Here is a 23,807-nt window from a genome sequence, read left to right on the forward strand (position 1 = left end):
TCGCAAGTTCAGCTAGCGTTTTGCCGGGCCTTGGCGCGCATCTTGTCGGCCATGACGGTCATTTCGTTGTACAGCAATTGCGGATTCTTCTGCTTCAGTGCCCAGGCCATGCGCCCCTGTTCATGGGGCAGGATCATGAACTCGCCAGCCGCGACGTGCTGGTAGATGTAGTCGGCGATATCGCTGGCGGTAATTGGCGAGCTCTCCAGCAACTTGCCGACTTGGGCCTTCATGGCCGGGGTCGGGCCGCGGAACGAGTCGAGCAGGTTGGTCTGGAAGAACGACGGGCAGACCACGTGCACGCCGATCTCCTGTTGCGCCAACTCGATCAACAGGCTCTCGGACAGCGCCACCACGCCGGCCTTGGCCACGTTGTAGTTGCTCATGGCCGGCCCCTGCATCAGTGCCGCCATCGAAGCGATGTTGATGATCTTGCCCTTGCTTTGCTCCAGCAGCGGCAGGAAGGCCTTGCAGCCCTTGACCACGCCCATCAGGTTGATCGCGATCTGCCAGTCCCAGTCTTCCAGCGACAGCTCGCTGAAGAAGCCACCTGAGGCGACCCCAGCGTTGTTGACGATCACGTCGATGCCGCCGAACTTGACCTCACAGGCCTGGGCAAAGGCCGTCAACTGGCTGTAGTCGCGCACATCACAGCGCTGCACAAAGCCATCACCGCCGGCCTCGCGGACTAGCTTGAGGGTTTCCTGCAGGCCGGGCTCGCTGACGTCCGACAAGGCCAACTGCCAACCTTCACGAGCCCAGCGCAGAGCGATTTCGCGACCCAGGCCGGACCCGGCGCCAGTGATCATCATGCGATTTTGCATAGGAAGTTGCCTTGTTGTTCTGGGAAAGATGCTCGCAGTGTAGCGAAGGAATTTCCTACACCCATGACCATCAAAGCGCTGAATGCCCCAGGCAAACCGAACCACAGCGCAGCCCCCTCGCGGTGGTTGATAAACGAAATAAACCGGCAAGCAAATAGCAGTAAAGAAACTTTGAATTTTCTCGCGCCGGCCACAGTCGGAAATATTAAGCCGCTCGGATTTATTGCAGTCGGGCCTGTTATTCAACCAATGCGACGTTCAATAACTCTCCAATAAGGAATTCGACATGGGCACGATTCTTCTGGTTATCCTGATTCTGCTGTTGATCGGTGGTCTGCCGGTATTCCCCCACTCCAGAAGTTGGGGCTATGGGCCATCCGGGGTGATTGGCGTGGTGGTCGTGGTGCTGCTGGTATTGCTGTTGCTCGGCAGGATCTAAGACAAAAACTGCAGGCAAAAAAAGAGGCCCGAACGGGCCTCTTTTTTGTATTACGCCAGGCCTTAGTCCGGCGTGCCGTCTACTACACCAGCGGTGTTATCGATCAGGCTTTTGGTTGCCGTCTGCAGGAAGGCTTCCAGTTTCTGTTTCATCTCAGCGGTACGCGGTGCGTCCGGGATGATCTCGGCACGTGGATTGGCGCCCAGTTGGTACTGGTACATCTTCGGCGCCATGTCCTTTTCCTTCGGCAGCACCAGGATCTGGTCCTGGGTGATGATCGCCGTAGTCTGCTCGCTACCCGAAGGCTTGATCACGCCAAAGCCGGTATCGCCCTGCGGCAGGTTGAGCAGGTCACGCCCCCAGCACTGGTGACGCGTTTCGCCGCCCAGGCGGCCCATGATGGTCGGCACGATGTCGACCTGAGTCCCCACGGTGTGATCCAGGGTACCGAACTTTTCCTGGATACCCGGCGCGATCATCAGCATCGGCACGTTGAAGCGGCCCAGGTCCATTTCGGTGATCTGGCGCTCGTTGCCAAACCCATGGTCGCCAACGATGACAAACAGGGTTTCCTTGAAGTACGGCTCCTTGCGGGCCTTCTCGAAGAACTGCCCCAGTGCCCAGTCGGAGTAGCGCATGGCGGTCAAGTGTTCGTTGAGGCTGCCACGACCGGTGACCGGCTCCACCGGCAAAGGAGTCGGCAACGCGTATGGGGTGTGGTTGGACAGGGTTTGCAGCAAGGCATAGAACGGCTTGCCGTTTTCACGCGCCTTGAGTTCTACCAGGCCACGGTCGAACATGTCCTGGTCGGACACGCCCCAGGTCGGGTCGGAGAACACCGGGTTGACGAAGTCGTTGCGGCCGACAAAGTTGGTCATGCCCTGGTTGCTGAAGAAGCCCGACTGGTTGTCCCAGGCAAAGTCACCGTTGTAGACATACACGTCGTCGAACTTGCGTGCACTGAGCAACTGCGGCAGGCCGGACAGCTTGTGGCTGCCTTCCGGGGTCTGCATCAGGTATTCAAAGCCTGGCAGGTTAGGGAAGCACGCCATGGTGGCGAACATGCCCTGGTGGGTGTGGGTGCCGTTGGAGAAGAAACGGTCGAACAGCAGGCCTTCCTTGGACAGTTTGTCCAGGTACGGGGTGATGTTGCCCGGCGCGCCCAGCGCACCGACCGAGTGACCGGCCATGCTTTCCATCAGGATCACGACGACGTTCTTGATCGGCAGGGTCTTGTCGGCAGGCGGCAGGAAATCCCGGCGCACGGCGGCGCTGTCGGCATCCACCAGCTTCTCGTCCGGCATGACCAGCATGTCGCGCACGATCTGCTGCGCCTCAGGCTGCGGCAGGGTGGCTTTCCAGATGTTGTCGCGGTCTTCGGACATCCGGCTTTTCGCCGCGGCCACCAGTTGCAGGGTGCCGTTGAGGCCCAACTGGTTGGCGAAGTTCGAGTCGGTGGTGTACACGTCACCCCAGCGCATCGGCGGGCCTTGACGCAGGGTGCCACGGGCGGCCGCTACGCAGATCAGCAGGCAGACCATGAATACCGCCGTGCGCAGGTACCACGGCGCCACCTGACGGGTGCCGACATTGCCACCACTGAACGGGCCACGCGGCCGGGTAGCACGGTCAGCGCCCTTGAACGCCAGGCTCAGCAACCAAGTGCCGACCACCCAGGCCAGCAGGTAGCGCACCACCGGGAACCCGTACCAGAGCATGCTCATCACGGTCTTCGGGTCTTCCTTCACGTACTGGAAGACCAGGCCGTTGAGGCGCTGGTGGAACTCACGGTAGAAGTCCATCTCCATCAGGCCAAGGAACAGCGCGATGCTCGACACTACCGTCAGCCAGAACCGGAACAGGCCACGGGCGGCCATCGCCCGGACGCTGAACAGCGACAGCAACAGCGGGATGCTGAGGTAGATCACCAGACGCAGGTCGAAACGCAGGCCGTTGGCGAAAGCTTCGAGGAAAGTCGAAGCCGGTGTGTCAAGAATCATCTCCCGGTTGTACACCAGCAACGCCAGGCGCAGCAGGGAGAGCATCACCATCATGACCAGGGCGCAGAGTAGCGTGTACGCCAGATGGGATTTGACGGTCGGTTGCAGCAAGCGATTCGAGGCTCGCTGCTGATTCAGGGCGTCCGTGTTTGCCATGTCGTTTTAGGACCCATTGGAAGTTGAAGTTACAAAGAAGTAGCGGCGCCCAGGCTTTCTTATTGCCATGACTTGGGGGAAATGGCCGGGACCTTGCGCGGAGCACAAATGTTGCACGATCACCCACGGCATTGCCATTTATTACTCGCAAGCACTGGCGGGGCGAAAACCGGGGATGAAAAACAAGCGGGCGAATTGTCTTGGAGCGGTTGTGAAAATTTCGTGCAACGCATATCTGGAAACACAAAAAAGGGTACTGCGAGCTAACCTGGTCCTGTAGCAGCTGCCGAAGGCTGCGTTGGGTTGCGCAGCGACCCCCGGCTATCTTGCCAATCCGGATGAACGTCCTGCGGCCGTTGACGCAGCCTCGCGGGCTCGACAGCTGCTACGGTTGTTGATGGGGGCTATAGGCGCACGTTGCCCCGTGGCCCGGCAATGGCCCAGATGATCAGGCCCAGTACCGGCAACAAGAGGATCAGCAGTATCCAGACGATTTTCATCCCGGTTTGCGCGCCGCTCTTGAGCACGTTGATGATCGCCCAGATATCCAGCGCCAGGATAATCAGGCCAACCAGGCCATTAAAGGTAGAACCCATGGTGTTGCTCCCAATAGAAGGCATTCCCCCCTTAGGATAGCCGGCTCCCGGGAGGGTTCCCTTTTATTGCCGTGAGTTAAACGTGTACGGCTACCTTGAGCGCTTCCAGGGACGGCGCCGCATTGATCCCGACTTCGGCACACAACTCCAGCACCCGTGCCACGTCGTTGCCATACACCAGCACGAGCTGGATTTCGTCGTCGAGCAACTGGCTGAAGTTGAGCAGCGTGTAACCGCCGTTTTCCGGGTTCATGCTGCCCATCTGGATCTGGATCCGGTTGAGCGCGGTCAGCGCCTCGGTCTTGGCCAGTTGCTTGGGCTTGATGTTGAACGCCACACCGGGGCCGAACGACGCAACGATCTGCTCGAACAGGTCCATATAGGTGTCAGCCTGGAACAGCACGGTGTCCGGCAGGCTGCCAACTACCACCCACTCGCCCAATGCAATCGGGAAAGTGTCGTCGTAGTTGATGTCCGGATTGGCCGCCAGGAACGCCTCCGGGTCGGCGTACGCCTGCGCCGCCTCATCGGCGATCTGCACGATTTGCGCGTCGCTCATGCAGCCGGAGCTGATTTTACTGATGAGTTCGATGAGTGCGGCTTTCATGGCAGATCCTGTAGCGAGGGAGATTTTCGGCCGCGAAGGATAGCGTATTTGGCGGTAATTATTCAGCGAAGCTTGCGGCCCACCCGGCTATCAGCCAAGGATCTTCTCCAACTGCGCCGTGGTATCCACCGCGCCCATGGTCTTGGCCGCGTCCAGCGCGGTGATGCCGTTGGCGTCCTTGGCCTTGGGATCTGCGCCCTTGCCAATCAAGTAGTCGACGATGGCTGTGCGGTTGAACATCGCGGCCATCATCAACGCGGTCCGGCCATCGAAGGACGAACCTTCGATCTCCGCCCCGCCATCGACCAGTGCCGCCACCACCGCCAGGTCACCCTTGAACGCCGCCCCGGCAATCGGGCTCTGGCCGTTGTCGTTGCGAATCTGCGGGTCGGCCTTGTGCTCCAGCAGCACTTTCACCGCATCGACATGCCCGTGGTAAGCCGCCAGCATCAACAGGGTGTCGCCCTTGTGATTGCGCAGGTTCGGCGGCAAACCCTTGCTCAACAGCGCCGCGAGCATCGCCGCATCGCCTTCACGGGCCTTGTTGAAAACCTGCTCGGCAAACTCGGCGGCTTCTTCCGGGGTCATCTGGCGGGGTTGGTCTGACATGGGTGACTCCACATTCGGTCAATCGATAGGCCGCTAGTGTCCGCAAGCGGCCTGCCCCCTGTCACCCCTTTTTTCTCTCATGCCACCATAGCCACAATCAATAACGGAACTTGCCGCCATGGATATCCGCCAGTACCTGTTCGGTGATCTGCACGTAAGTGTCTGAACCGGGCAGCCAGGCATAGATCGGATCGTCGCCGGTTTTGCCGGGGTCGAAAGCTTCGTCCTTGAGTCGGGTCTTCTGGTACTTGAAGGTGCCAGTGGTTTCCATCTTGACTTTGACCCGCAGGAACAACGGTACCGCATAGGCCGGCATCTGCTCGCGGGCGAACCTCAGCAGCTCACTGAAATCCAGGGTCGCCAGGGATTCGGCCGGGGTGATCGCCGCCATGCCGGCACGCCCGTTGGTGTTGCTGATCTCCACGCCATAGGCCACCGCCTCGGCAATATGCGGGTGTTGCAAGAGGATGTTCTCGACTTCGGTGGTGGACACGTTCTCGCCCTTCCAGCGATAGGTGTCGCCCAACCGGTCGACGAACTGGGCGTGACCAAAACCGATGTTGCGCAGCAAGTCACCAGTATTGAAGTAACGGTCGCCCTTCTCGAACACATCGTGCAGCACCACTTTTTCGGTCTTTTGCGGGTCGGTATAGCCGTCAAGCGGAGCCTTGTCGTCAATCTTCGCCAGCAACAGGCCTTGCCGGCCCTTGCCGACTTTCTGCATGAAGCCGTTGCTGTTGCGTAGCGGCGCACCGCTGTCGTGGGCGTACTCCACCAACTCCCAGGACATCAGCGAAAAACCGATGGTGTTATCGAAGTTGAGGATGTTGCTGAAACCTATGTTGCCGTCACTGGCGGCATACAGTTCACAGATGTGATTGACCGCAAAACGCCCCTTGAACTCGCTCCACACGCCGGGGCGCAAGCCGTTGCCAATCATCTTCACGACTGCGTGATCCCGGTCGTTAGTGGCCGGCGTCTGGTCGATCAGGTAGCGGCACAACTCACCCACGTAACCGATGGTTGTAGCCTGGTACTTACGCACATCGTTCCAGAACTGGCTGGCGCTGAACTTGCGCCGAATGGCGAAACCCGAGGCGCCGCAGATGGCTGAGCCCCAGCACACGCACAGGCCCGTCGCGTGGTACAGCGGCAAGGTGCAATAGACGACATCGTCCGGGCTCATATCCAGGGCGATCATGCCGAAGCTGGCGCTGCTGCGCATCCAGCGACCGTGTTTGAAGACCCCTGCCTTGGGTAACCCGGTGGTGCCGGAGGTATAGATGTAGAAGCACGGGTCATCGAGAAACACCTGCTGGCTGCTGGGCGGGTTGTCGCTTGCGCAATCGGCACTCTCGGCCATCAGGTTGCGCAAGCCCTCTGGTGCCTCGCCGTGATGCCGAGAGCAATCCTGGTCAGCCACCCACCAGGTGCGGCTGTCATCGATGGCGACCTGCTGGCGAATCGCCGAATAGGCCTGGACCAACTCTCCACCGACAACAATGGCCGCCGGCTTGACCAGGTTGACACTGTGCAGCAGCGCCTGGTGGGTTTGCGAAGTATTGAGCATGGCGCTGACGGCGCCGACCTTGGCCACCGCCAGCACCGTGACCAGCAGTTCAGGACGGTTCTCGATGAACACCCCGACCACGTCGCCCTTGCCGATGCCCTGGGCCAACAGGTGATGAGCGATACGGTTGGCCCACTGGTTGACCTGTGCATAAGTCAGCGACACGCTGCCGTGCAGCAAGGCAGGGCCATCAGGGTTACGAACTGTCGCCTGTTCGAAGGTGAACGCCAGGCCACAAGGCTGGTCCGGCTGTTTGACATTGGCCACCTTGAGGCCCTTGACCACCCGGGGCAGGGCTTTGACGATCGACGGCAACTTACGGAGCATCATGCTCCAGGTAATAGTGTCGTGGTGCGTGCTGCTCATGGTTGCTCCCGTTCGGCCCTCTGCGGCGGGCCTGTATTGTTATTGTCGGGCGAACATGCAATCGAGGTGTTCGGGCAACTTCATCCCTGTATGAGACACAACGGAAAACCTCTGCTTAACGGCAAAAAAGTACGCCAGGGGTTCTGTCGCTGTACACGCGGTTTTTGAAATGTTTTGTATCCGGCCCTCGCCCACTGCCACTGCCGGCAGGTGGGCCCGCAAACGGCCGTGCAATCTCGCAAAATGCAGGATGCACGATGGCCATTCATGCAGAATGCACGAATCCGAAAAATTCACTTTTTCATATATCATTGATTTATAAGGATTTTTTTAGATAACGATACTGGCACAATCACTGCAACTACCCCTCCATGCTTGCCATTCATGTGCACACGGAGCTGATAGACATGAGCCTGATCCAAGAAAAATTCACTTCGCTGTTCTCCAACTTCGACGTCACCACCCAGGCACGCCCGGATGGCGGCATTCTGCTGACCTTGCGCAGCAGTGAAGGCAAAGTCTTCAAGCGCTCGATTTCCTACGCCCAACTGCATGCTGGCGATCAACTGTCCTGGGTGATCAGCGCTATTCGTCGCGACCTGGCGGAACAGGCCAGTGAATTGCCGCAAATTTCCATGCTGCAGAGCCAACAGCGCTTTGCCCTGCCGACCTATCACTCGATGTAATCGAAGCGGGTTGCTAGCAGATTTCCTTGGGCCACCTGACACCCAGTCAGGTGGCCCTTTTTTTAGCGCAACATACCGCGTCTGGCCGCCTCCCCCACCGCTTGTGCACGGTTGCTGACCTGCAGCTTGGCGTAGATATTGGCCAGGTGAAATTTCACCGTGGCCTGGGAGATCGAGCGAATCACACTGATTTCCCAAACGGTCTTGCCGCGCTTGGCCCAGTGCAAGATCTCCAGTTCCTTCTCGCTCAGCGGCTTGCCTGCCCGATCCGGGCGTCGGCGCTTGACTGGCTTGACCTCCGGCCCGGCGTCACCCGTTGCGCTGTCCATTACCTTTCTCCTGGTGATCGTCCATGCCTGAACTCGAACGGTGATCGTCCGGGCCAGTGGTTGAGTGTCAGAAAGAAAGAGTTACATAGAGGGCGGATTAAACAAGCGCATGAACGCTGAATCAGTCTTCACTGACTCAGCAATAGGCAACGTCCTACGCACTGCACAAGGAAAGCCCGGATGACGCACTGCGCCAGCGTTTAATCGCCAGTAGCGTATCCGCTCGGCAGTTTAATCTTCCAGCCGCGGGAAGTGCCCGGCGAAGTCACCAGGGGTGATGCGGGGCAGCGGTTCCACAGCAGTGCTGAACAGGCCGATGGCCACGAAGTGCGGTCGCTCGCCCTTGTCGAACCAGTGCCGAGTACCGGCAGGCAGCAGGATCAGGTCGTTTTTCTCGCAGAGTACGGCGTACACATAATCGCCGATGTGCAAATTGAACTGGCCACGTCCGGCAACAAACAACCGTACCAGGTCCTCGTCAAAATGCTGCTCTTCGAGGAGCTCGGCAGGCGATTCAGCGGGTTGCTGCTCGCTGCTGACACTGATGACCTGCACCCCAAGGTAACCACGCTCGGTCATCAGTTGGTCGATCGGCCCCTGATAGGCGGCCACCAGCTCTTCGTCGCTGGCGCCCGGCTGAAGCTTTGCCGCCTCCTGCCAACGGTCGAATCTGACACCCTGTTCGGCCAGGGTCGCGCTGATGTCGTCGAAGTGGGTCAGGACCTTGTTCGGCAGGTCCGGGCTTGAAACGTGGTAAACCGACAGGCTGCTCATTTCGGCAACTCCTCTTGCATGCGTGTGGCAATGATAACGGCTGCAGCCAGCGCGGCGAGGCTTGCAATACTAAAGGTGAAGGTGGCGCCCAGGGCATTCCAGCTGTAGCCGGCGTACAAAGCCCCCAGTGCACCACCGGTGCCGGCCAGCGCCGCGTAGAGCGCCTGGCCCTGCCCCTGCTGGCGCGGGCCGAAACTGCGTTGGACAAAATGAATGGCTGCGGCGTGAAAGCTGCCAAAGGTGGCCGCGTGCAGGACCTGCGCAAACAACAGCACCCAGAGAAACTCGGCGAACGACCCCAGCAGCAGCCAGCGCAAGGCGGCCAGCAGGAAACTGGCCAGCAGCACTCGGCGCACTGAAAACCGCGCCAGGATCCGGCTCATGAACAGGAACATCAGGACTTCGGCGACCACTCCCACGGCCCAGAGCATGCCGATCACTCCACGGCTGTAGCCCAGGCGCTCCAGGTGCAGGGTCAGGAAGGTGTAGTACGGCCCGTGGCTGAGCTGCATCAGGCCCACGCAGGCATAAAATGCCAGGACCCCCGGATTGCGCAACTGCTTGACGAAGCCCTCCCCTGCCAGGCGGTTGCCGGGCGCAGGCTGGGCGTTGGGCACCCACAGGCTGCTGATGATGATCCCCGCCATGATCACCACCAGGGTTACCGGGTAGACGTCCAGGCTCAACCATTCGAACAGCCGCCCCAGTGCAACCACCGCGATAATGAAGCCGATAGAACCCCACAGGCGGATCTGGCTGTAGCGCGAAGCCTGGCCTTGCAGGTGCGCGAGGGTGATCACTTCGAACTGCGGCAGCACCGCGTGCCAGAAAAACGCGTGCAGGGCCATGACCATTGCCAGCCAGGCGTAGCTCTTGCTGACGAAGATCAGGCAGAACGTCAGCAGCGTACAGACCGCGCCAAAACGCACAATGGCCAGGCGCCGGCCAGTGTAGTCACCCAGCCAGCCCCAGATATTGGGCGCGATGCAGCGCATCAGCATCGGGATCGCTACCAGCTCGCCGATACGCGCAGGCGAAAACCCCAGGTGGTCGAAGTACAGCGCCAAAAAAGGCGCTGTCGAACCGAGCAAGGCGAAATAAAACAGATAAAAGCTGGAAAGCCGCCAGTACGGGAGCACCGCCACGGCCATCAGACCGCGGCGACGTCAGGGCCCGGCTTCACAGCTGGCCCAACACCGGGGTGCTGACGCGCACGTCGGCGTTTTGCCCGCGATGGCGCAGCAGGTGGTCCATCAACACAATGGCCATCATCGCTTCGGCAATCGGCGTGGCGCGGATGCCGACGCAGGGGTCGTGACGGCCCTTGGTGATCACGTCCACCGGGTTGCCATGGACATCGATCGAGCGGCCCGGGGTGGTGATGCTCGACGTTGGCTTGAGCGCCAGGTGGGCAACGATCGGCTGGCCGGAAGAAATGCCACCGAGGATGCCGCCGGCGTTGTTGCTGAGGAAACCTTGTGGGGTCATCTCGTCGCGGTGTTCGGTACCGCGCTGGGCGACGCTGGCGAACCCGGCGCCGATTTCCACGCCCTTGACCGCATTGATGCTCATCAGCGCATGGGCCAGTTCGGCATCGAGGCGATCGAAGATCGGCTCACCCAGGCCTGGCTTCACGCCTTCGGCGACCACGGTGATCTTGGCGCCGACCGAGTCCTGGTCGCGGCGCAGTTGATCCATGTAGGCCTCAAGTTCCGGCACCTTGTCCGGGTCGGCGCTGAAAAACGCATTTTGCTCCACCGAGTCCCAGCTCTTGAACGGGATTTCGATCGGGCCCAACTGGCTCATGTAGCCGCGAATCACGATGCCCTGGGTCGCCAGGTACTTTTTCGCAATCGCCCCGGCCGCCACGCGCATGGCAGTTTCACGCGCAGAACTGCGACCGCCGCCACGGTAATCGCGTTCGCCGTATTTGTGGTGGTAGGTGTAGTCGGCGTGGGCCGGGCGGAACAGATCCTTGATCGCCGAGTAGTCCTTGGACTTCTGGTCGGTGTTGCGGATCAGCAGGCCAATGGCACAGCCAGTGGTCCGGCCTTCGAACACGCCGGAGAGGATTTCCACCTCGTCGGCTTCCTGGCGCTGGGTGGTGTGGCGGCTGGTGCCTGGCTTGCGTCGGTCGAGATCGCGCTGCAGGTCGTCCAGGGACAACTCAAGACCCGGCGGGCAGCCGTCGACAATGGCGACCAACGCCGGACCATGGCTTTCGCCCGCGGTGGTGACAGTGAACAGCTTGCCGTAGGTATTGCCGGACATGCAGGGCGCTCCGTGAAATCGCTGAACTAAGTGCGCGCCAGTATACGCAGGCTCACCCAGTAGTTCATCCTCGAACCTTATGGGTGTCTGCGAGTCCAACCGACACCTTGTGAATGATGGCGTGATGATGCTGCGAGTTATAGCCTTGAGCCTTACCCTGATTACCGGCCTGCTGTGCAATATCGCGCAGGCCACGGTCCTGCAACGCCCGGTCAGCCTGGATACCGGCAGCGGCGAGCTGTTTGGCTCGATGCTGCTGCCCAAGTCCGACGCCCCGGTGCCGGTGGTCCTGATCATTTCCGGCTCGGGCCCCACCGACCGCAACGGCAATAACCCAGAGGGCGGCAACAACGATAGCCTCAAGCGCCTGGCCTGGGTGCTGGCCAAACACAATATCGCCAGCGTGCGCTACGACAAGCGCGGCGTGGCGGCGAGCCTGGCGGCCACCCCGGACGAGCGCAACCTGAGCCTGGAGGCCTACGTGGCCGACGCCGTGGCCTGGGGCAAGCAACTCAAAAGTGACCCGCGCCTGGGGCCGCTGATTCTATTGGGGCACAGTGAAGGGGCACTGGTAGCCACCCTTGCCGCTCCCCAGGTGGACGCCGCCGGCCTGATTTCCCTGTCCGGCAGCGCACGACCGGTGGATCAGGTGTTGCGCCAACAGTTGAGCCACCGCCTGCCGCCCCAGTTGCTGCTGCGCAGCAATGAACTGCTGGACAGCCTCAAGGCCGGCCAGGTGGACAGCAATGTGCCGCCGGCGCTGCAAGTGATCTTTCGCCCCAGCGTGCAACCCTACTTGATCAGCCTGTTCCGCCAGGACCCGGCCGCCGCATTCGCCCGCCTGCACATGCCCGCGCTGATCGTCCAGGGCAGCAATGACATGCAGGTCGGTGTCGGGGATGCGCAAATGCTCAAGGCTGCCAAGCCCGACGCCCAGTTGGTGGTGATCGAGGGCATGAACCACGTGATGCGCATCGTGCCCAACGACATCAAGCGCCAGGTGGCGTCCTACAAGGATCCGCAACTGCCACTGGCGGCAGAACTCGGCACCCGGATCCTCGGCTTTATTGATGCAATTGCTCGAAGTTAGCCCGGTTTTACCCTCCAGTCCTGCGCAATTCGGCCGATAAGCCAGTGTCGACAGCCCATTGTCTGTCGACAAGCAGCGCTTGGACAGGATCTCGCCGTTATGACTGATACCCACAAATCACCCGACACCACGCCCGACACAACGGCCCCCGAAGCGGCGCAGCAGCCGTGGGCGGACGTTGCGGCCGAGCACCGGCGGATGCTGCGCCTGGCGCCGCTGAAAACCGATCGCAGCACCGGGGGCCGGCCGTTGCGCTTTGTCGAGTTCGGCTATGCCGAGCGCAACAACAAGGAGCGCAGCCTGTTGCGCATGAGCATCACGTTGCCGGGCCAGCGGGTGCGCAAGGAGCAGAACCACCTGGACGTCTGGGTCGACCACGAACAGCGGCGCGTGCACTTCGGCCCCGACAGCGGTGTGCAGATAGAACCAATGAACCGCGGCATCGGGCGTTTTCTCGCGGCCCAAGGCATTACCTGGGCGAAGAAAAAGTGGGCGAGCTACAGCTTTGATGCGATGGACCTGAGCAACAAGGATGCCTTGGTCGAAGACACGCGCTTGCGCCGCGACCATTTTTTGCGGGTGCACGGTTTTGACGTGGTCTATGCCGACGCCCAGCATTTGAAAGGCAGCGTCAAGGCCGGCAAGGTCGGTGACCTGCTGGGCGACTGGAACACCGAGAAGCTGCAGTTCGTGGAAATCCTCGAAGCCGCGCAGATGTTGCAGCAAGCCGAGCAGAACCTGGCTGAACAGGAAGTCAAACAGCAAAAGCAGGAAGAAACCGTCAGCAAATTCAAACGCGAAGAAACCGGTTTGCGCTTCACCATTACCTGCCTGGTGGCGTTTTCAGTGTTCCAGGCCGGTTTGCTGATCTGGATCGCCACACACCGCTGACCACCGCCAACTTCTGTAGGAGCAAGGCTTGCCCGCGAAGAACGTCAACGCGCACATTCAGGGTATGCGCGGCGCTCTGCAGACCATCGCGAGCAGGCCGCAAGCGGGCGCCGCAAGCGGGCGCCGCAAGCGGGCGCTCGCTCCTACAAGGATTCGTAACAACCCGTGGGAGCGAGCTTGCTCGCGAAGGATGGATCAGGCCCGTGATGCAAACAGTGCCTGGTGTTCACGGCATTGCTCAGCGCTGAGCATGAACACGCCGTGGCCGCCGCGTTCGAACTCCAGCCAGGCGAAATCGACTTCCGGGTACAGCGCCTCGACGTGTACCTGGCTGTTGCCCACCTCGACAATCAGCAAGCCTTTCTCGTTCAGGTGATCGGCCGCCTGCGCGAGCATGCGCCGCACCAGGTTCAGACCGTCTTCGCCACAGGCCAGGCCCAGCTCGGGCTCGTGCTGGAACTCGTCCGGCATATCGGCAAAGTCTTCGGCATCCACGTACGGTGGATTGGACACGATCAGGTCGAAACGCTGGCCAGGCAAACCGTCGAATCCGTCGCCCTGGACCGTGTACACCCGCTCATCGACGCCATGGCGCTCGATATTCTGGTTGGCCACCTCAAGGGCTTCGAACGACAAGTCCGCCAGCACCACTTCAGCGTCCTGGAACTCATAGGCACAGGCGATGCCGATGCAACCGGAACCGGTGCACAGGTCGAGAATGCGCGCCGGCTCGCTGTCCAGCCAGGGAACGAAGCGTTTTTCGATCAGTTCGCCAATCGGTGAACGCGGGATCAACACGCGCTCATCGACAATGAACGACATGCCGCAGAACCAGGCCTCGCCCAGCAGGTAGGCAGTGGGAATGCGGTCTTCGATACGGCGCTTGAGCAACCGCTGCAGGTTGACCAGTTCGTCGTCTTCGAGCGCGCAGTCCAGGTAGCTGTCGGCGATTTCCCAAGGCAGGTGCAACGCCCCCAGCACTAGTTGACGGGCTTCATCCCAGGCGTTGTCGGTCCCATGGCCGAAAAACAGATCCTCCCCATGAAAACGGCTGACAGCCCAACGAATATGGTCGCGCAAAGTGCGCAGACGGGAAGTGATCACGGGGTAAACTCCTGAAAAAAACGACCGGGGATTCTAACAGCCTAAACCTGCCCCGACGATCAATGAAAAAACCCTTGGGCAAATGTAGGATTTATCCGGTTTTTTCAGCTTTTGGTTGAACATCCGGTCAGCTCTTGACAGGCTGCAGCCCAGCAACGACGGTGCCTACGATGGTAGCGATTCACAGAAGCGCTCAGCCAGAGGACAATGTCGCAAAAGCCCCACTCGAAGGAGCCCCAGAATGTCCGTTCCAAAGACGATGTTTCAACTCAGCGGTCGTGGTTACGCGCCAGCCAATCTGGCCCACGCGACACTGGTGATCATCGATGCACAAAAAGAATACCTCAGCGGCCCGCTGGCCCTGACCGGCATGGCAGAGGCCGTGGCCAACATCCAGCAACTGCTCGCAGCGGCCCGGGCCGCGGGGCGACCGATTGTCCATGTGCATCACCTGGGCACCGTCGGCGGCCTGTTCGACCCCCAGGGCGAGCGCGGTGAGTTCATTCCCGGCCTCGAACCCCTGAGCGACGAAACCCTCATCGGCAAGTTGCTGCCCAGCGCGTTCCACGGCACGCCCCTGGAAAAACGCCTGCAGGACCTTGGCTCCCTGGACCTGATCGTCTGCGGCTTCATGAGTCACTCCAGCGTCAGTACCACCGTGCGTGCGGCCAAGAACCTGGGCTTTCGCTGCACCCTGGTCGAAGACGCCTGCGCCACCCGGGACCTGCCCTACAAGGGCGGCGTACTGACTGCCGAGCACGTCCAGCAGACCGAAATGGCGATCATGGCTGACAACTTCGCCACCCTCGCCCAGACCCGGGACCTGATCTGATCGCCCGCGGATGAGCGGCGATCATCGCCGCTCATCCGCAAAAGACTCTCATTTCCTCTATTTGCCTTAGCCTCAGGAACAACCCGGTCAACTCCCGGTCGAAGGGCCGATACCCATTGAGGAAGGTCGGAATGAAGATATCCGATGGATTTGACGCTCGCCGCTTGCGCCCCAAAGGGCAACGCAACTGGCGTTATCGTTTCGGCGCTGCATTCGCCGCCCTGCTCGCCACCCTCGGTGTGCTGCTGGCAATGGCCGGTGCTGCCAGCCTGCTTGGTCGTCCGCCCGCACTGGGTGAACTGAACGCCAGCCCGCTGGGCTCGGCGATCATTCTGGCGATTGGCCTGTTGCTGCTCTACCTGGGTGTCGCGTTCTGGCGTCGCTGTCGCCGCCGCATGCGTCAACCTCGCGAGCTGAACATGGCCCCGCATTTGATGAAAAAGCATGACTGAGTCGCGCGTGACGCGTTTTGCCGCGCCCGATTCACCTCGACTTGGGTAAACTGGCCGCCCTTCGCGGAGGCTGACATGCAAGACGACGATTTTTCCCTGTTCAAAAGTGCGATCCAAGGCGTCAAGCCGATCAAGCACGACCGCGCCGAAACCGGTAAGCCCAAGGCTGACCGCGCGCAAATTGCCAAGCTGCGCCAGGCAGCGACCATTCGTACCGACGTGGCGGCTGTGGACGGCCTGTCCGACCAATTCGTGATCGATGTCGGTCCGGAAGACGAGTTGATGTGGGCACGTGACGGGGTCCAGGAAAGCCAGATGCGCAAGCTCAAGATCGGGCAGATCCCGTTCGAAGGCAGCCTCGACCTGCACGGCATGAACGTGGAAAAGGCCCGCGAGACGCTCTGGGCATTTCTCGCCGAAGCGACAAAATTCGAAATCCGCTGCGTGCGCGTGACCCACGGCAAGGCCGTGCGCCTGGACGGCAAGCGCCCGATGATCAAAAGCCACGTCAACACCTGGCTGCGCCAGCATTCACAGGTCCTGGGCTTTACCTCCTGCCAGGCCAAGCACGGCGGCGCCGGTGCGGTGTATGTGATGCTCAAACGAACCATGATGGAAGGCCGCGACGAGTAAAGCTGACGCGTCACGCTTGCAGCGCCGTGTCCGCCACCGTACCCTTGCCCTTTGCGTAAAATCCCACAGGTAGTTTCATGTCCCTGGAACAGAATTACACCGCGATTCTCGGCCAACTGGGCGAGGACGTGTCCCGCGAGGGCCTGCTCGACACGCCAAAGCGTGCCGCCAAAGCCATGCAGTACCTTTGCCGCGGTTATGAACAGACACTTGAAGAAGTCACCAACGGTGCCTTGTTCAGCTCCGACAACAGCGAAATGGTACTGGTCAAGGACATCGAGCTTTACTCGTTGTGCGAACACCACCTGCTGCCTTTCATCGGCAAGGCGCACGTCGCCTACATTCCGAGTGGCAAGGTACTGGGCCTGTCGAAAGTCGCGCGGATCGTCGATATGTACGCCCGCCGCCTGCAGATCCAGGAAAACCTCAGTCGCCAGATCGCCGATGCGGTGCAGCAAGTCACCGGCGCCCTGGGCGTTGCAGTGGTGATCGAGGCCAAGCACATGTGCATGATGATGCGCGGTGTGGAGAAACAGAATTCGTCGATGATCACTTCGGTGATGCTCGGTGAGTTCCGCGAAAATGCGGCCACCCGCAGCGAGTTTCTCAGCCTGATCAAGTAACACGCGGCACCCGGAAAACCGGCGTTCATCGCCGGTTTTTTTTCGTCCGTGAAAAATCAGGTAAGCTGCGCGCCATTCCCATTTGCCCCGTGAGGCTTACATCGTGTTCGTCAAAGCGCTTCGTGTCGGCCTCGGCCAGTTGATCATCTTCATCGACTTCATCACCCGTCCTGGTAAAAAGCAGCGCCCTGCCGCCGCCCAGGCCCAGGTCGAAGCCGCCGCCAAGGGCCTGACCCTGTACCAGTTCCACGCCTGCCCGTTCTGCGTGAAAACCCGCCGCACCCTGCGTCGCCTGAACGTGCCGGTGGCCCTGCGCGATGCAAAGAACAACGAGCAGGACCGCCAGACCCTGCTGGAGCAAGGCGGCAAGATCAAAGTGCCGTGCCTGCGCATCGAAGAGAACGGCCAGACCACCTGGATGTATGAGTCCAAGGTAATCATCGATTACCTGGACCAGCGTTTCGCCGCGGCCTGATCGTTGGGCGCTAGAAACACAAACCCCAGACAAGCATAAACCGGCCCATTGGCCGGTTTATGCTTGTCTAGCTTCCCCTTACGCCGCCTGCCGCGCCTGTCCCTCGCGCACCACCGCCGCTAATCGCTTGAGCCCTTCATCCAGGCGCGCCGGGTCAATGTGGCTGAAATTCAGCCGCAGGTGCCCCAGGTTGCAATCCGGCTCGGGAAAGAACGGTTCCCCCGGCATGAACGCCACATCATTGGCCAGTGCAGCCTTGAGCAAGGTTCGGGTGTCGAGCGGCTGCTTGAGAGTCAGCCAGAAAAACAGACCACCCTGCGGCAGTTCCCAATCCGCCAGCTCGCTGAAATGCCGCTGCAGCGCCGCCTGGAATCCATCGCGCCGAACTCGGTAGAAATCCCGCAGCTCGCTCAGGTGATCACGCAGGCGCTCGGTGCCGATCCATTGCAAGGCCTGCCATTGACCAACACGGTTGGTGTGCAGGTCCGCCGACTGCTTGAGCCGTAGCAGATGCGGGAACAGGTCCGGGCTGGCAATCAGGTAGCCGACACGCAAGCCCGGCAACAAGGTCTTGGACACGGTGCCGGTGTAGATCCAACTGGCCCGCTGCAAGCGGCTGACAATCGGCGTGGCGCTGGCGCCATCGAATGTCAGCTCGCGGTACGGCTCATCCTCGATCAGGGTCACGCCGAATTCGTCGAGCAACGCCGCCACGCCATCGCGCTTGGCCTCGCTGTAGCGCACCGCAGAGGGGTTCTGGAAGGTCGGGATCAGGTAGATGAACGCCGGCCGATGTTGCTCCAGGCGCGCCCGCAGCTTCACCAGGTCGGGGCCGTCGGCCTCCAGCGGCACGCTCAGGCAATCGGCACCGAACAGCTGGAAGATTTGCAGCGCGGCCAAGTAGGTCGGCGCCTCGAGCAGGATCTGCGTGCCTTGGTCGATGTACAGCTTGGCCGCCAGGTCGAGGGTCTGTTGTGAGCCGCTGACCACCAACACCTGGTTCGCCTCACAGGGTACGCCGAGGGCACGCGCCTCTGCCGCCAATGCTTCACGCAGCGCCGGCTCGCCTTCACTCATGCCGTATTGGCCCATGGACACTGGCATATCGGCCCACTGCACCTTTGGCAGCATGGCTTCGGCCGGCAGGCCGCCGGCAAACGACATCACTTCCGGGCGCTGGGCCGCGGCGAGGATTTCACGGATCAAGGAACTCTTGAGGCGCGCAACACGTTCGGAAAAAGCCATGGGGGTCACCGGTAGCAAAGGCCAAGGAAATTAAGTCAAACTGGTTGACCGAAATTACGCCAGCCCGGACAGATACGTCAATATGCTTGACCTTAAATCCCAAAGCACCCAGCAAGCCGCCATGGAAGCGTTTTTTTTCGGCTACCAGGCCTTCACTGCCAAAGCCGACGAAATGCTCGAACGCCGAGGCCTCAGCCGGGTGCACCAGCGCATCGTGTTTTTCATCGCCCGCTACCCGAGCTTGAGCGTCAAGGAATTGCTCGCGCTACTGGGTGTCAGCAAACAGGCACTGAACATGCCCTTGCGCCAATTGCTGGAAATGCACCTGGTGGACAGCGTGGCGGCCGTGGACGACAAACGTAAGCGCCTGCTGCAACTGACGACCGAAGGTGTGCGCTTCGAAGCCGCGCTGCGCCGTGAACAGGTGAAGCTGCTCGAGCGCGTGTTTGCCGAGGCGGGTGAAGCGGCGGTGGATGGCTGGCTGGCGGTAAACAAGGCCCTGGGGCAAACCCAAGCGCTCGCAGACTGAGCCCTCAGTCTGGATCCACTGGCGATATATCCCTATCGCCAGATTTTTCGTCGACAAAACCGAAAACATTATTTGCTTTATTTGTATACAAAAGCATAATTCGCTTCGTGCGAGTTCCTGACCAAGAGGTCAACAAATTCGCAAGTGCCTCAAAGAGCCGCTGCCCACCTCTGTGTCCGGCTCTGGAAATAACAATAAAACTCTTGAGGAGTACTCGCTGTGGAAAGCCGCAAATCCGAAGCACCGACGCTGGATCTCTCGCCCCCCGTACGTACCGGCTGGCTGGAGCGCCTGTTTAAACTCAGCGTGCATGGCACCACGGTGAAGACCGAGCTGATCGCCGGCCTGACCACCTTTATCACCATGGCCTACATCATCTTCGTCAACCCGAACATCATGGCCGATGCCGGCATCGATCACGGTGCGGCCTTTGTCGCCACCTGCATCGCCGCAGCGCTGGGTTGCCTGTTGATGGGGCTGTACGCCAACTGGCCAGTGGGCCTGGCGCCGGGCATGGGCTTGAACGCGTTCTTTACCTACACCGTGGTCGGGACCATGGGCTACAACTGGGAAACCGCACTGGGCGCGGTGTTCGTCTCCGGTGTGTTGTTCATGATCCTGACCTTCTCGCGAATCCGCGAATGGCTGCTCAATAGCATTCCGGTGAGCCTGCGTTATGCCATGGGGGCCGGTGTCGGCCTGTTCCTCGGGTTGATCGGCCTGAAGACCGCCGGCATCGTGGTCGACAGCCCGGCTACCCTGATCAAGCTCGGTTCCCTGCGCGAGCCAGGCCCGCTGCTGGCCGCCATCTGCTTCCTGATGATCGCCATCCTCAGCTATCACCGGGTCTTCGGCGCCATCCTCATCAGCATCATCACCGTGACCCTGGCCGGTTGGGGCCTGGGCCTGGTGCACTACGAGGGCATCATGTCCGCTCCGCCGAGCCTGGCGCCGACCTGGATGGCCATGAACGTCGCTGGCGTGTTCAACGTCAGCATGATCAGCGTGGTGCTGGCGTTCCTCTTCGTGCACATGTTCGACACCGCCGGGACCCTGATGGGTGTCGCGCAACGGGCCAACCTGGTGGGTAAGGACGGCAAGATCGAAAACCTCTCCCGCGCCATGAAGGCCGACAGTGCCTCCAGCGTGTTTGGTGCGGTGGTCGGCGTGCCTCCAGTAACCAGCTATGTGGAAAGTGCCGCGGGTGTGGCTGCGGGTGGTCGCACTGGTCTTACCGCGGTGACCGTCGGCGTGCTATTTATTGCCGCAATGTTCTTCGCACCGCTGGCAGGCATGATTCCGGCGTATGCCACCGCCGGTGCATTGATTTATGTGGCGATGCTGATGATGGGCGGCATGGCTCACATCGAGTGGGACGAAGCCACCGACAGCATTCCGGCGATCGTCACCGCGATCATGATGCCCCTGACCTTTTCGGTCGCCGACGGTATCGCGCTGGGCTTTATCACGTACGTGGCCCTGAAGGCCGGTACTGGCAAGTACAAGGAAATATCCGTAAGCCTGTGGGTTCTTTGCGCGATCTTTATCGCCAAGTTCATTTTCTTGTAAGCGTTTCAAGCGTGACCCAGCCTCACCCCGTCGGGTGGGGCTTTTGCACATATGGAGGAAAGTGATGAGTCTGGAAACCTGGCTGCTGTTCAGCGGCGCCGCCCTGGTCGTGATCCTGATCCCGGGCCCCTTGTCGTTATTGATGATCAGCAACAGCCTGAACTACGGTTTGCGCCGCTCTTACCCGGCGTTTCTCGGCGGGGTGTTTGCCTCGATCTGCCTGCTGAGCGCCTCGGCCCTGGGCCTTGGCGCGTTGCTGCTGGCCTCGGAGCAACTGTTCAGCGCGCTGAAGATCGTCGGCGCCCTGTATCTGTTCTACCTCGCCTGGCAGAGCTGGCAGCAGTCCCGGCAACCGGCCCACGCCACTGAAGTGCCCCAGGCGGCCGCTGTGCCGCGCTTTCGCGCACTGTTCGGGCGCGCCTTTGTCCTGGGGGCGAGCAATCCCAAGGACATCCTGTTCTTCGCCGCCTTCCTGCCCCAGTTCCTCAGCGCACAGCAGCCGTTCCTGCCGCAGCTGCTGATCATGATCGTCACCTGGACCCTGCTCGACCTGTGCTGCAAGCTGGCCTACGGCCTTGGCGCCCATGGTGCCGCGCGCTACCTGCGCAGCGGCAAGGGGCAAAGCTGGTTCAACCGGATCAGCGCCGGCTTGTTCAGTGGCGCGGGCGCAGCTTCCCTGCTGAGCCGCTAAAAGCATCGCGGGCAAGCCTTGCTCCTGCAGGATTTGCATCACCCTGCAAAACCGTAGGAGCAGGGCTTGCCCGCGATGGCGTGCATACAGGCGCCACACTTTTCCCGGGACGAAAAAAAGCCCGCAGTGTGAGCGGGCGAAGGACCAAAGAAGCTTTTTGCGCAGATTCTTGGGGGATCTAGCTTCCTCTGTAGGTCGAATAGCTATACGGCGAAATCAGCAACGGCACATGGTAGTGATCCTGCTCGGCCGAGATGCCGAAACGCAGTACCACCACATCCAGGAACGCCGGCTCCGGCAGCTGGACACCGCGGGCGCGGTAGTAGTCGCCGGCATGAAACTGCAGCTGATAGACCCCGGACCGGTAGTCATCGCCTTGCAACAAGGGCGCATCACAACGGCCATCGCTGTTGGTCAGTGCGCTGGCGACCAATTCCAGCTGCGAACCCTCAACGCGGTACAACTCGACCTTGATCGAGCTGCCCGGGCAACCGTGTGCTGCATCCAAAACGTGTGTAGTCAAACGTCCCATTGATTCTGCGCGCCTGCCCGCGTGTACGGCAGTCAGGCCTCGCGCCTCCCGAAGTCAGTTGAAAAGGAGACCGCACCCTTTCGGAGCACGAAAAGTTGCGGCGAGCAGCTGATTAAGACACTTTCAATAAAAATTGTACACAATAATAATGACTTTTTATCCCAAGCTTCCTGACCTGCCCGCCTCGCCTGGTTTATCCGCAAAACCACAGCCAATCACGACCTCTCATCCATAAGCTGACCAGTCAGGCAGGTTTCTTGCAGTAGCACTGGAAGATGACAGTTGATGAAAAATGGAAAAAATCAGGCTTACAAAGCGCACATAAAGTTGTATACAATCACTCCATCGCTGTGACGCCAGCCTGTCATCTCACCATCAGGCCGCCACACCACCCCTTATCGCGAATAAGCAAACTCGAATAAGAAGGAAGACTGCAGTGAGCGCTGACTACCCACGCGACCTGATCGGTTACGGCAGTAACCCTCCCCACCCACACTGGCCGGGCAATGCCCGCATCGCTTTGTCCTTCGTGCTCAACTACGAAGAAGGCGGCGAGCGCAACATCCTGCACGGCGACAAAGAATCGGAAGCCTTCCTTTCGGAAATGGTCTCGGCGCAGCCGCTGCAGGGCGAGCGCAACATGAGCATGGAGTCCTTGTACGAGTATGGCAGCCGTGTCGGCGTCTGGCGGATTCTCAAGCTGTTCAAGGAATTCGACATTCCGCTGACCGTCTTCGCCGTGGCCATGGCCGCCCAGCGCCACCCGGACGTGATCCGCGCGATGGTCGAGGCCGGCCACGAGATCTGCAGCCACGGCTATCGCTGGATCGACTACCAGTACATGGACGAAGCGCAAGAGCGCGAGCACATGCTCGAAGCCATCCGCATCCTCACTGAAATCACCGGCGAGCGCCCATTGGGCTGGTACACCGGCCGCACCGGCCCGAACACCCGGCGACTGGTGATGGAAGAAGGCGGTTTCCTCTACGACTGCGACACCTACGACGACGACCTGCCCTACTGGGAACCGAACAACCCGACCGGCAAGCCGCACCTGGTGATCCCCTACACCCTGGACACCAACGACATGCGTTTCACCCAGGTCCAGGGTTTCAACAAGGGCGACGACTTCTTCGAATACCTCAAGGATGCGTTTGACGTGCTCTACGCCGAAGGCGCCGAGGCGCCGAAGATGCTGTCTATCGGCCTGCACTGTCGCCTGATCGGTCGTCCGGCGCGCCTGGCTTCGCTCAAGCGCTTTATCGAATACGCTAAAAGTCATGAACAGGTGTGGTTCAGCCGCCGCGTCGACATCGCTCGCCACTGGCAACAAACCCACCCGTACCAAGGGGCGTCGAAATGACCACCTTTCAAACGCTGAAACCCTCGAGCCTGAGCCGTGACGCCTTCGTCAGCGCTTTCGCCGATATCTACGAACATTCGCCATGGGTGGCCGAAAAGGCCTTCGACCTGGGCCAGGACGCTTCGATCGACGAGATCGAAACCCTGCACCAGCGCATGAGCGACATCCTGTTGAGCGCCGATCACGCAAGCCAGCTTGCGCTGATCAACGCTCACCCGGACCTGGCCGGCAAAGCTGCCGTCCAGGGCCAACTGACCGAAGCCAGCACCAATGAACAAGCCGGCGCCGGTATTCACCAATGCACGGCCGAAGAGTTTTCTCGCTTCACCGAGCTGAACGACGCCTACAAAGCCAAGTTCAAGTTTCCCTTCATCATGGCGGTAAAAGGCAGCAACCGGCATCAGATCCTCGCAGCGTTCGAAACACGCATCCACAACCCGGTCGACACCGAGTTCAAGTGCGCGTTGGCAGAGATCAACAAGATCGCGTTGTTTCGATTACTGACCCTCTAAACGACCATCCCCAGCCACTCTATTTAAGGCAGACAAGAA

At 60.5% G+C, this 23,807-nt stretch carries 27 protein-coding genes; 14 read left to right on the forward strand and 13 right to left on the reverse strand.

Features of this window, described 5'->3' with window-relative positions; genetic code table 11:
- Positions 1–8: 8 nt before the first annotated feature.
- The gene (locus tag ACM6IP_RS26955) at positions 9–824 is read right to left on the reverse strand and encodes an SDR family oxidoreductase (protein ID WP_095167982.1); all 816 of its coding nucleotides are present in this window, start codon (positions 822–824) and stop codon (positions 9–11) included.
- Positions 825–1,110: 286 nt separating this feature from the next.
- Here ACM6IP_RS26955 and ACM6IP_RS26960 point away from each other — a divergent pair, with 286 nt between their 5' ends.
- Complete coding sequence (locus ACM6IP_RS26960; protein WP_095167980.1) at positions 1,111–1,263, forward strand: DUF3309 family protein; 153 nt, start codon at positions 1,111–1,113, stop codon at positions 1,261–1,263.
- 62 nt (positions 1,264–1,325) lie between these two features.
- Here the strand turns inward: ACM6IP_RS26960 and ACM6IP_RS26965 are convergent, their stop codons facing one another.
- The 5 genes from ACM6IP_RS26965 to ACM6IP_RS26985 all read right to left on the reverse strand — a co-directional run bounded on the left by ACM6IP_RS26965 (position 1,326) and on the right by ACM6IP_RS26985 (position 7,167).
- The gene (locus ACM6IP_RS26965) at positions 1,326–3,419 is read right to left on the reverse strand and encodes an LTA synthase family protein (RefSeq protein WP_401130142.1); all 2,094 of its coding nucleotides are present in this window, start codon (positions 3,417–3,419) and stop codon (positions 1,326–1,328) included.
- 404 nt (positions 3,420–3,823) lie between these two features.
- Positions 3,824–4,015 (reverse strand): PLDc N-terminal domain-containing protein, encoded by a 192-nt coding sequence (locus tag ACM6IP_RS26970; protein ID WP_095167976.1) that lies wholly within the window; start codon positions 4,013–4,015, stop codon positions 3,824–3,826.
- Positions 4,016–4,091: 76 nt separating this feature from the next.
- Positions 4,092–4,622 carry a hypothetical protein gene (locus ACM6IP_RS26975; protein WP_095167974.1) on the reverse strand — a complete coding sequence of 177 codons (531 nt, stop codon included), beginning with the start codon at positions 4,620–4,622 and terminating at the stop codon, positions 4,092–4,094.
- Between the two features lie 90 nt (positions 4,623–4,712).
- Positions 4,713–5,231 (reverse strand): ankyrin repeat domain-containing protein, encoded by a 519-nt coding sequence (locus ACM6IP_RS26980; protein ID WP_095167972.1) that lies wholly within the window; start codon positions 5,229–5,231, stop codon positions 4,713–4,715.
- Between the two features lie 97 nt (positions 5,232–5,328).
- On the reverse strand, positions 5,329–7,167 hold the full coding sequence (locus ACM6IP_RS26985) for a long-chain-acyl-CoA synthetase (protein ID WP_414862666.1): 1,839 nt from the start codon (positions 7,165–7,167) through the stop codon (positions 5,329–5,331).
- 407 nt (positions 7,168–7,574) lie between these two features.
- Here ACM6IP_RS26985 and ACM6IP_RS26990 point away from each other — a divergent pair, with 407 nt between their 5' ends.
- Positions 7,575–7,853, forward strand: a complete 279-nt coding sequence (locus ACM6IP_RS26990; protein ID WP_095167968.1) for a DUF3509 domain-containing protein — start codon at positions 7,575–7,577, stop codon at positions 7,851–7,853.
- A gap of 62 nt (positions 7,854–7,915) precedes the next feature.
- On the opposite strand, the gene ACM6IP_RS26995 is transcribed toward ACM6IP_RS26990, so the two are convergent.
- The 4 genes from ACM6IP_RS26995 to aroC all read right to left on the reverse strand — a co-directional run bounded on the left by ACM6IP_RS26995 (position 7,916) and on the right by aroC (position 11,227).
- Positions 7,916–8,182, reverse strand: coding sequence for a helix-turn-helix domain-containing protein (locus ACM6IP_RS26995; protein WP_095167966.1), 267 nt, complete (start codon positions 8,180–8,182; stop codon positions 7,916–7,918).
- Between the two features lie 231 nt (positions 8,183–8,413).
- The gene (locus tag ACM6IP_RS27000) at positions 8,414–8,956 is read right to left on the reverse strand and encodes an acireductone dioxygenase (protein WP_414862667.1); all 543 of its coding nucleotides are present in this window, start codon (positions 8,954–8,956) and stop codon (positions 8,414–8,416) included.
- Positions 8,953–10,107 carry an MFS transporter gene (locus ACM6IP_RS27005; RefSeq protein ID WP_162530209.1) on the reverse strand — a complete coding sequence of 385 codons (1,155 nt, stop codon included), beginning with the start codon at positions 10,105–10,107 and terminating at the stop codon, positions 8,953–8,955. Before ACM6IP_RS27005 ends, ACM6IP_RS27000 begins: the two co-directional genes overlap by 4 nt.
- Positions 10,108–10,135: 28 nt before the next feature.
- A complete protein-coding gene (gene aroC / locus ACM6IP_RS27010; RefSeq protein WP_095167962.1) occupies positions 10,136–11,227 on the reverse strand; it encodes a chorismate synthase in 1,092 nt (363 codons plus the stop codon).
- A gap of 79 nt (positions 11,228–11,306) precedes the next feature.
- Between aroC and ACM6IP_RS27015 the strand changes: the two genes are divergently transcribed.
- Together ACM6IP_RS27015 and ACM6IP_RS27020 are read left to right on the forward strand one after the other, a co-directional pair.
- Positions 11,307–12,317, forward strand: a complete 1,011-nt coding sequence (locus ACM6IP_RS27015; RefSeq protein ID WP_095167960.1) for an alpha/beta hydrolase — start codon at positions 11,307–11,309, stop codon at positions 12,315–12,317.
- Positions 12,318–12,416: 99 nt separating this feature from the next.
- Positions 12,417–13,208, forward strand: coding sequence for a hypothetical protein (locus ACM6IP_RS27020; protein ID WP_414862668.1), 792 nt, complete (start codon positions 12,417–12,419; stop codon positions 13,206–13,208).
- A gap of 195 nt (positions 13,209–13,403) precedes the next feature.
- Here the strand turns inward: ACM6IP_RS27020 and prmB are convergent, their stop codons facing one another.
- Entirely contained in the window at positions 13,404–14,312 is a 909-nt protein-coding gene (prmB, locus tag ACM6IP_RS27025; RefSeq protein WP_414862669.1) for a 50S ribosomal protein L3 N(5)-glutamine methyltransferase, read from the reverse strand.
- A gap of 241 nt (positions 14,313–14,553) precedes the next feature.
- Between prmB and ACM6IP_RS27030 the strand changes: the two genes are divergently transcribed.
- The 5 genes from ACM6IP_RS27030 to ACM6IP_RS27050 all read left to right on the forward strand — a co-directional run bounded on the left by ACM6IP_RS27030 (position 14,554) and on the right by ACM6IP_RS27050 (position 17,327).
- Positions 14,554–15,144: a cysteine hydrolase family protein gene (locus ACM6IP_RS27030; RefSeq protein ID WP_095167955.1), complete on the forward strand. Its 591-nt coding sequence runs from the start codon at positions 14,554–14,556 to the stop codon at positions 15,142–15,144.
- A 131-nt stretch (positions 15,145–15,275) separates the two neighbouring features.
- Positions 15,276–15,596, forward strand: coding sequence for a hypothetical protein (locus ACM6IP_RS27035; RefSeq protein ID WP_095167953.1), 321 nt, complete (start codon positions 15,276–15,278; stop codon positions 15,594–15,596).
- A gap of 75 nt (positions 15,597–15,671) precedes the next feature.
- Complete coding sequence (locus ACM6IP_RS27040; protein WP_095167951.1) at positions 15,672–16,229, forward strand: Smr/MutS family protein; 558 nt, start codon at positions 15,672–15,674, stop codon at positions 16,227–16,229.
- Positions 16,230–16,306: 77 nt separating this feature from the next.
- Positions 16,307–16,852, forward strand: a complete 546-nt coding sequence (gene folE, locus ACM6IP_RS27045) for a GTP cyclohydrolase I FolE (RefSeq protein ID WP_003204506.1) — start codon at positions 16,307–16,309, stop codon at positions 16,850–16,852.
- Between the two features lie 103 nt (positions 16,853–16,955).
- Positions 16,956–17,327 carry a glutathione S-transferase N-terminal domain-containing protein gene (locus tag ACM6IP_RS27050; protein ID WP_095167949.1) on the forward strand — a complete coding sequence of 124 codons (372 nt, stop codon included), beginning with the start codon at positions 16,956–16,958 and terminating at the stop codon, positions 17,325–17,327.
- A 78-nt stretch (positions 17,328–17,405) separates the two neighbouring features.
- Here ACM6IP_RS27050 and ACM6IP_RS27055 read toward each other — a convergent pair whose 3' ends face one another.
- Positions 17,406–18,572: a PLP-dependent aminotransferase family protein gene (locus ACM6IP_RS27055; RefSeq protein ID WP_414862670.1), complete on the reverse strand. Its 1,167-nt coding sequence runs from the start codon at positions 18,570–18,572 to the stop codon at positions 17,406–17,408.
- Positions 18,573–18,654: 82 nt separating this feature from the next.
- Between ACM6IP_RS27055 and ACM6IP_RS27060 the strand changes: the two genes are divergently transcribed.
- The 3 genes from ACM6IP_RS27060 (at position 18,655) to ACM6IP_RS27070 (ending at position 21,361) form a co-directional block, all read left to right on the forward strand.
- Entirely contained in the window at positions 18,655–19,101 is a 447-nt protein-coding gene (locus tag ACM6IP_RS27060) for a MarR family winged helix-turn-helix transcriptional regulator (protein ID WP_320332822.1), read from the forward strand.
- Positions 19,102–19,320: 219 nt separating this feature from the next.
- A complete protein-coding gene (locus tag ACM6IP_RS27065; RefSeq protein WP_095167943.1) occupies positions 19,321–20,670 on the forward strand; it encodes an NCS2 family permease in 1,350 nt (449 codons plus the stop codon).
- Positions 20,671–20,734: 64 nt separating this feature from the next.
- Positions 20,735–21,361, forward strand: a complete 627-nt coding sequence (locus tag ACM6IP_RS27070) for a LysE family translocator (protein WP_095167942.1) — start codon at positions 20,735–20,737, stop codon at positions 21,359–21,361.
- A 178-nt stretch (positions 21,362–21,539) separates the two neighbouring features.
- Here ACM6IP_RS27070 and uraH read toward each other — a convergent pair whose 3' ends face one another.
- Positions 21,540–21,893, reverse strand: a complete 354-nt coding sequence (uraH, locus tag ACM6IP_RS27075) for a hydroxyisourate hydrolase (RefSeq protein ID WP_095078352.1) — start codon at positions 21,891–21,893, stop codon at positions 21,540–21,542.
- A gap of 436 nt (positions 21,894–22,329) precedes the next feature.
- Here uraH and puuE point away from each other — a divergent pair, with 436 nt between their 5' ends.
- Both puuE and uraD read left to right on the forward strand, forming a co-directional pair.
- Entirely contained in the window at positions 22,330–23,256 is a 927-nt protein-coding gene (gene puuE, locus ACM6IP_RS27080; RefSeq protein WP_095167940.1) for an allantoinase PuuE, read from the forward strand.
- Positions 23,253–23,768, forward strand: a complete 516-nt coding sequence (uraD, locus tag ACM6IP_RS27085; RefSeq protein ID WP_414862671.1) for a 2-oxo-4-hydroxy-4-carboxy-5-ureidoimidazoline decarboxylase — start codon at positions 23,253–23,255, stop codon at positions 23,766–23,768. Before puuE ends, uraD begins: the two co-directional genes overlap by 4 nt.
- The last annotated feature ends 39 nt before the right edge of the window (positions 23,769–23,807 follow it).

Source organism: Pseudomonas sp. IT-P176, assembly GCF_949767245.1.
Classification (GTDB): domain Bacteria; phylum Pseudomonadota; class Gammaproteobacteria; order Pseudomonadales; family Pseudomonadaceae; genus Aquipseudomonas.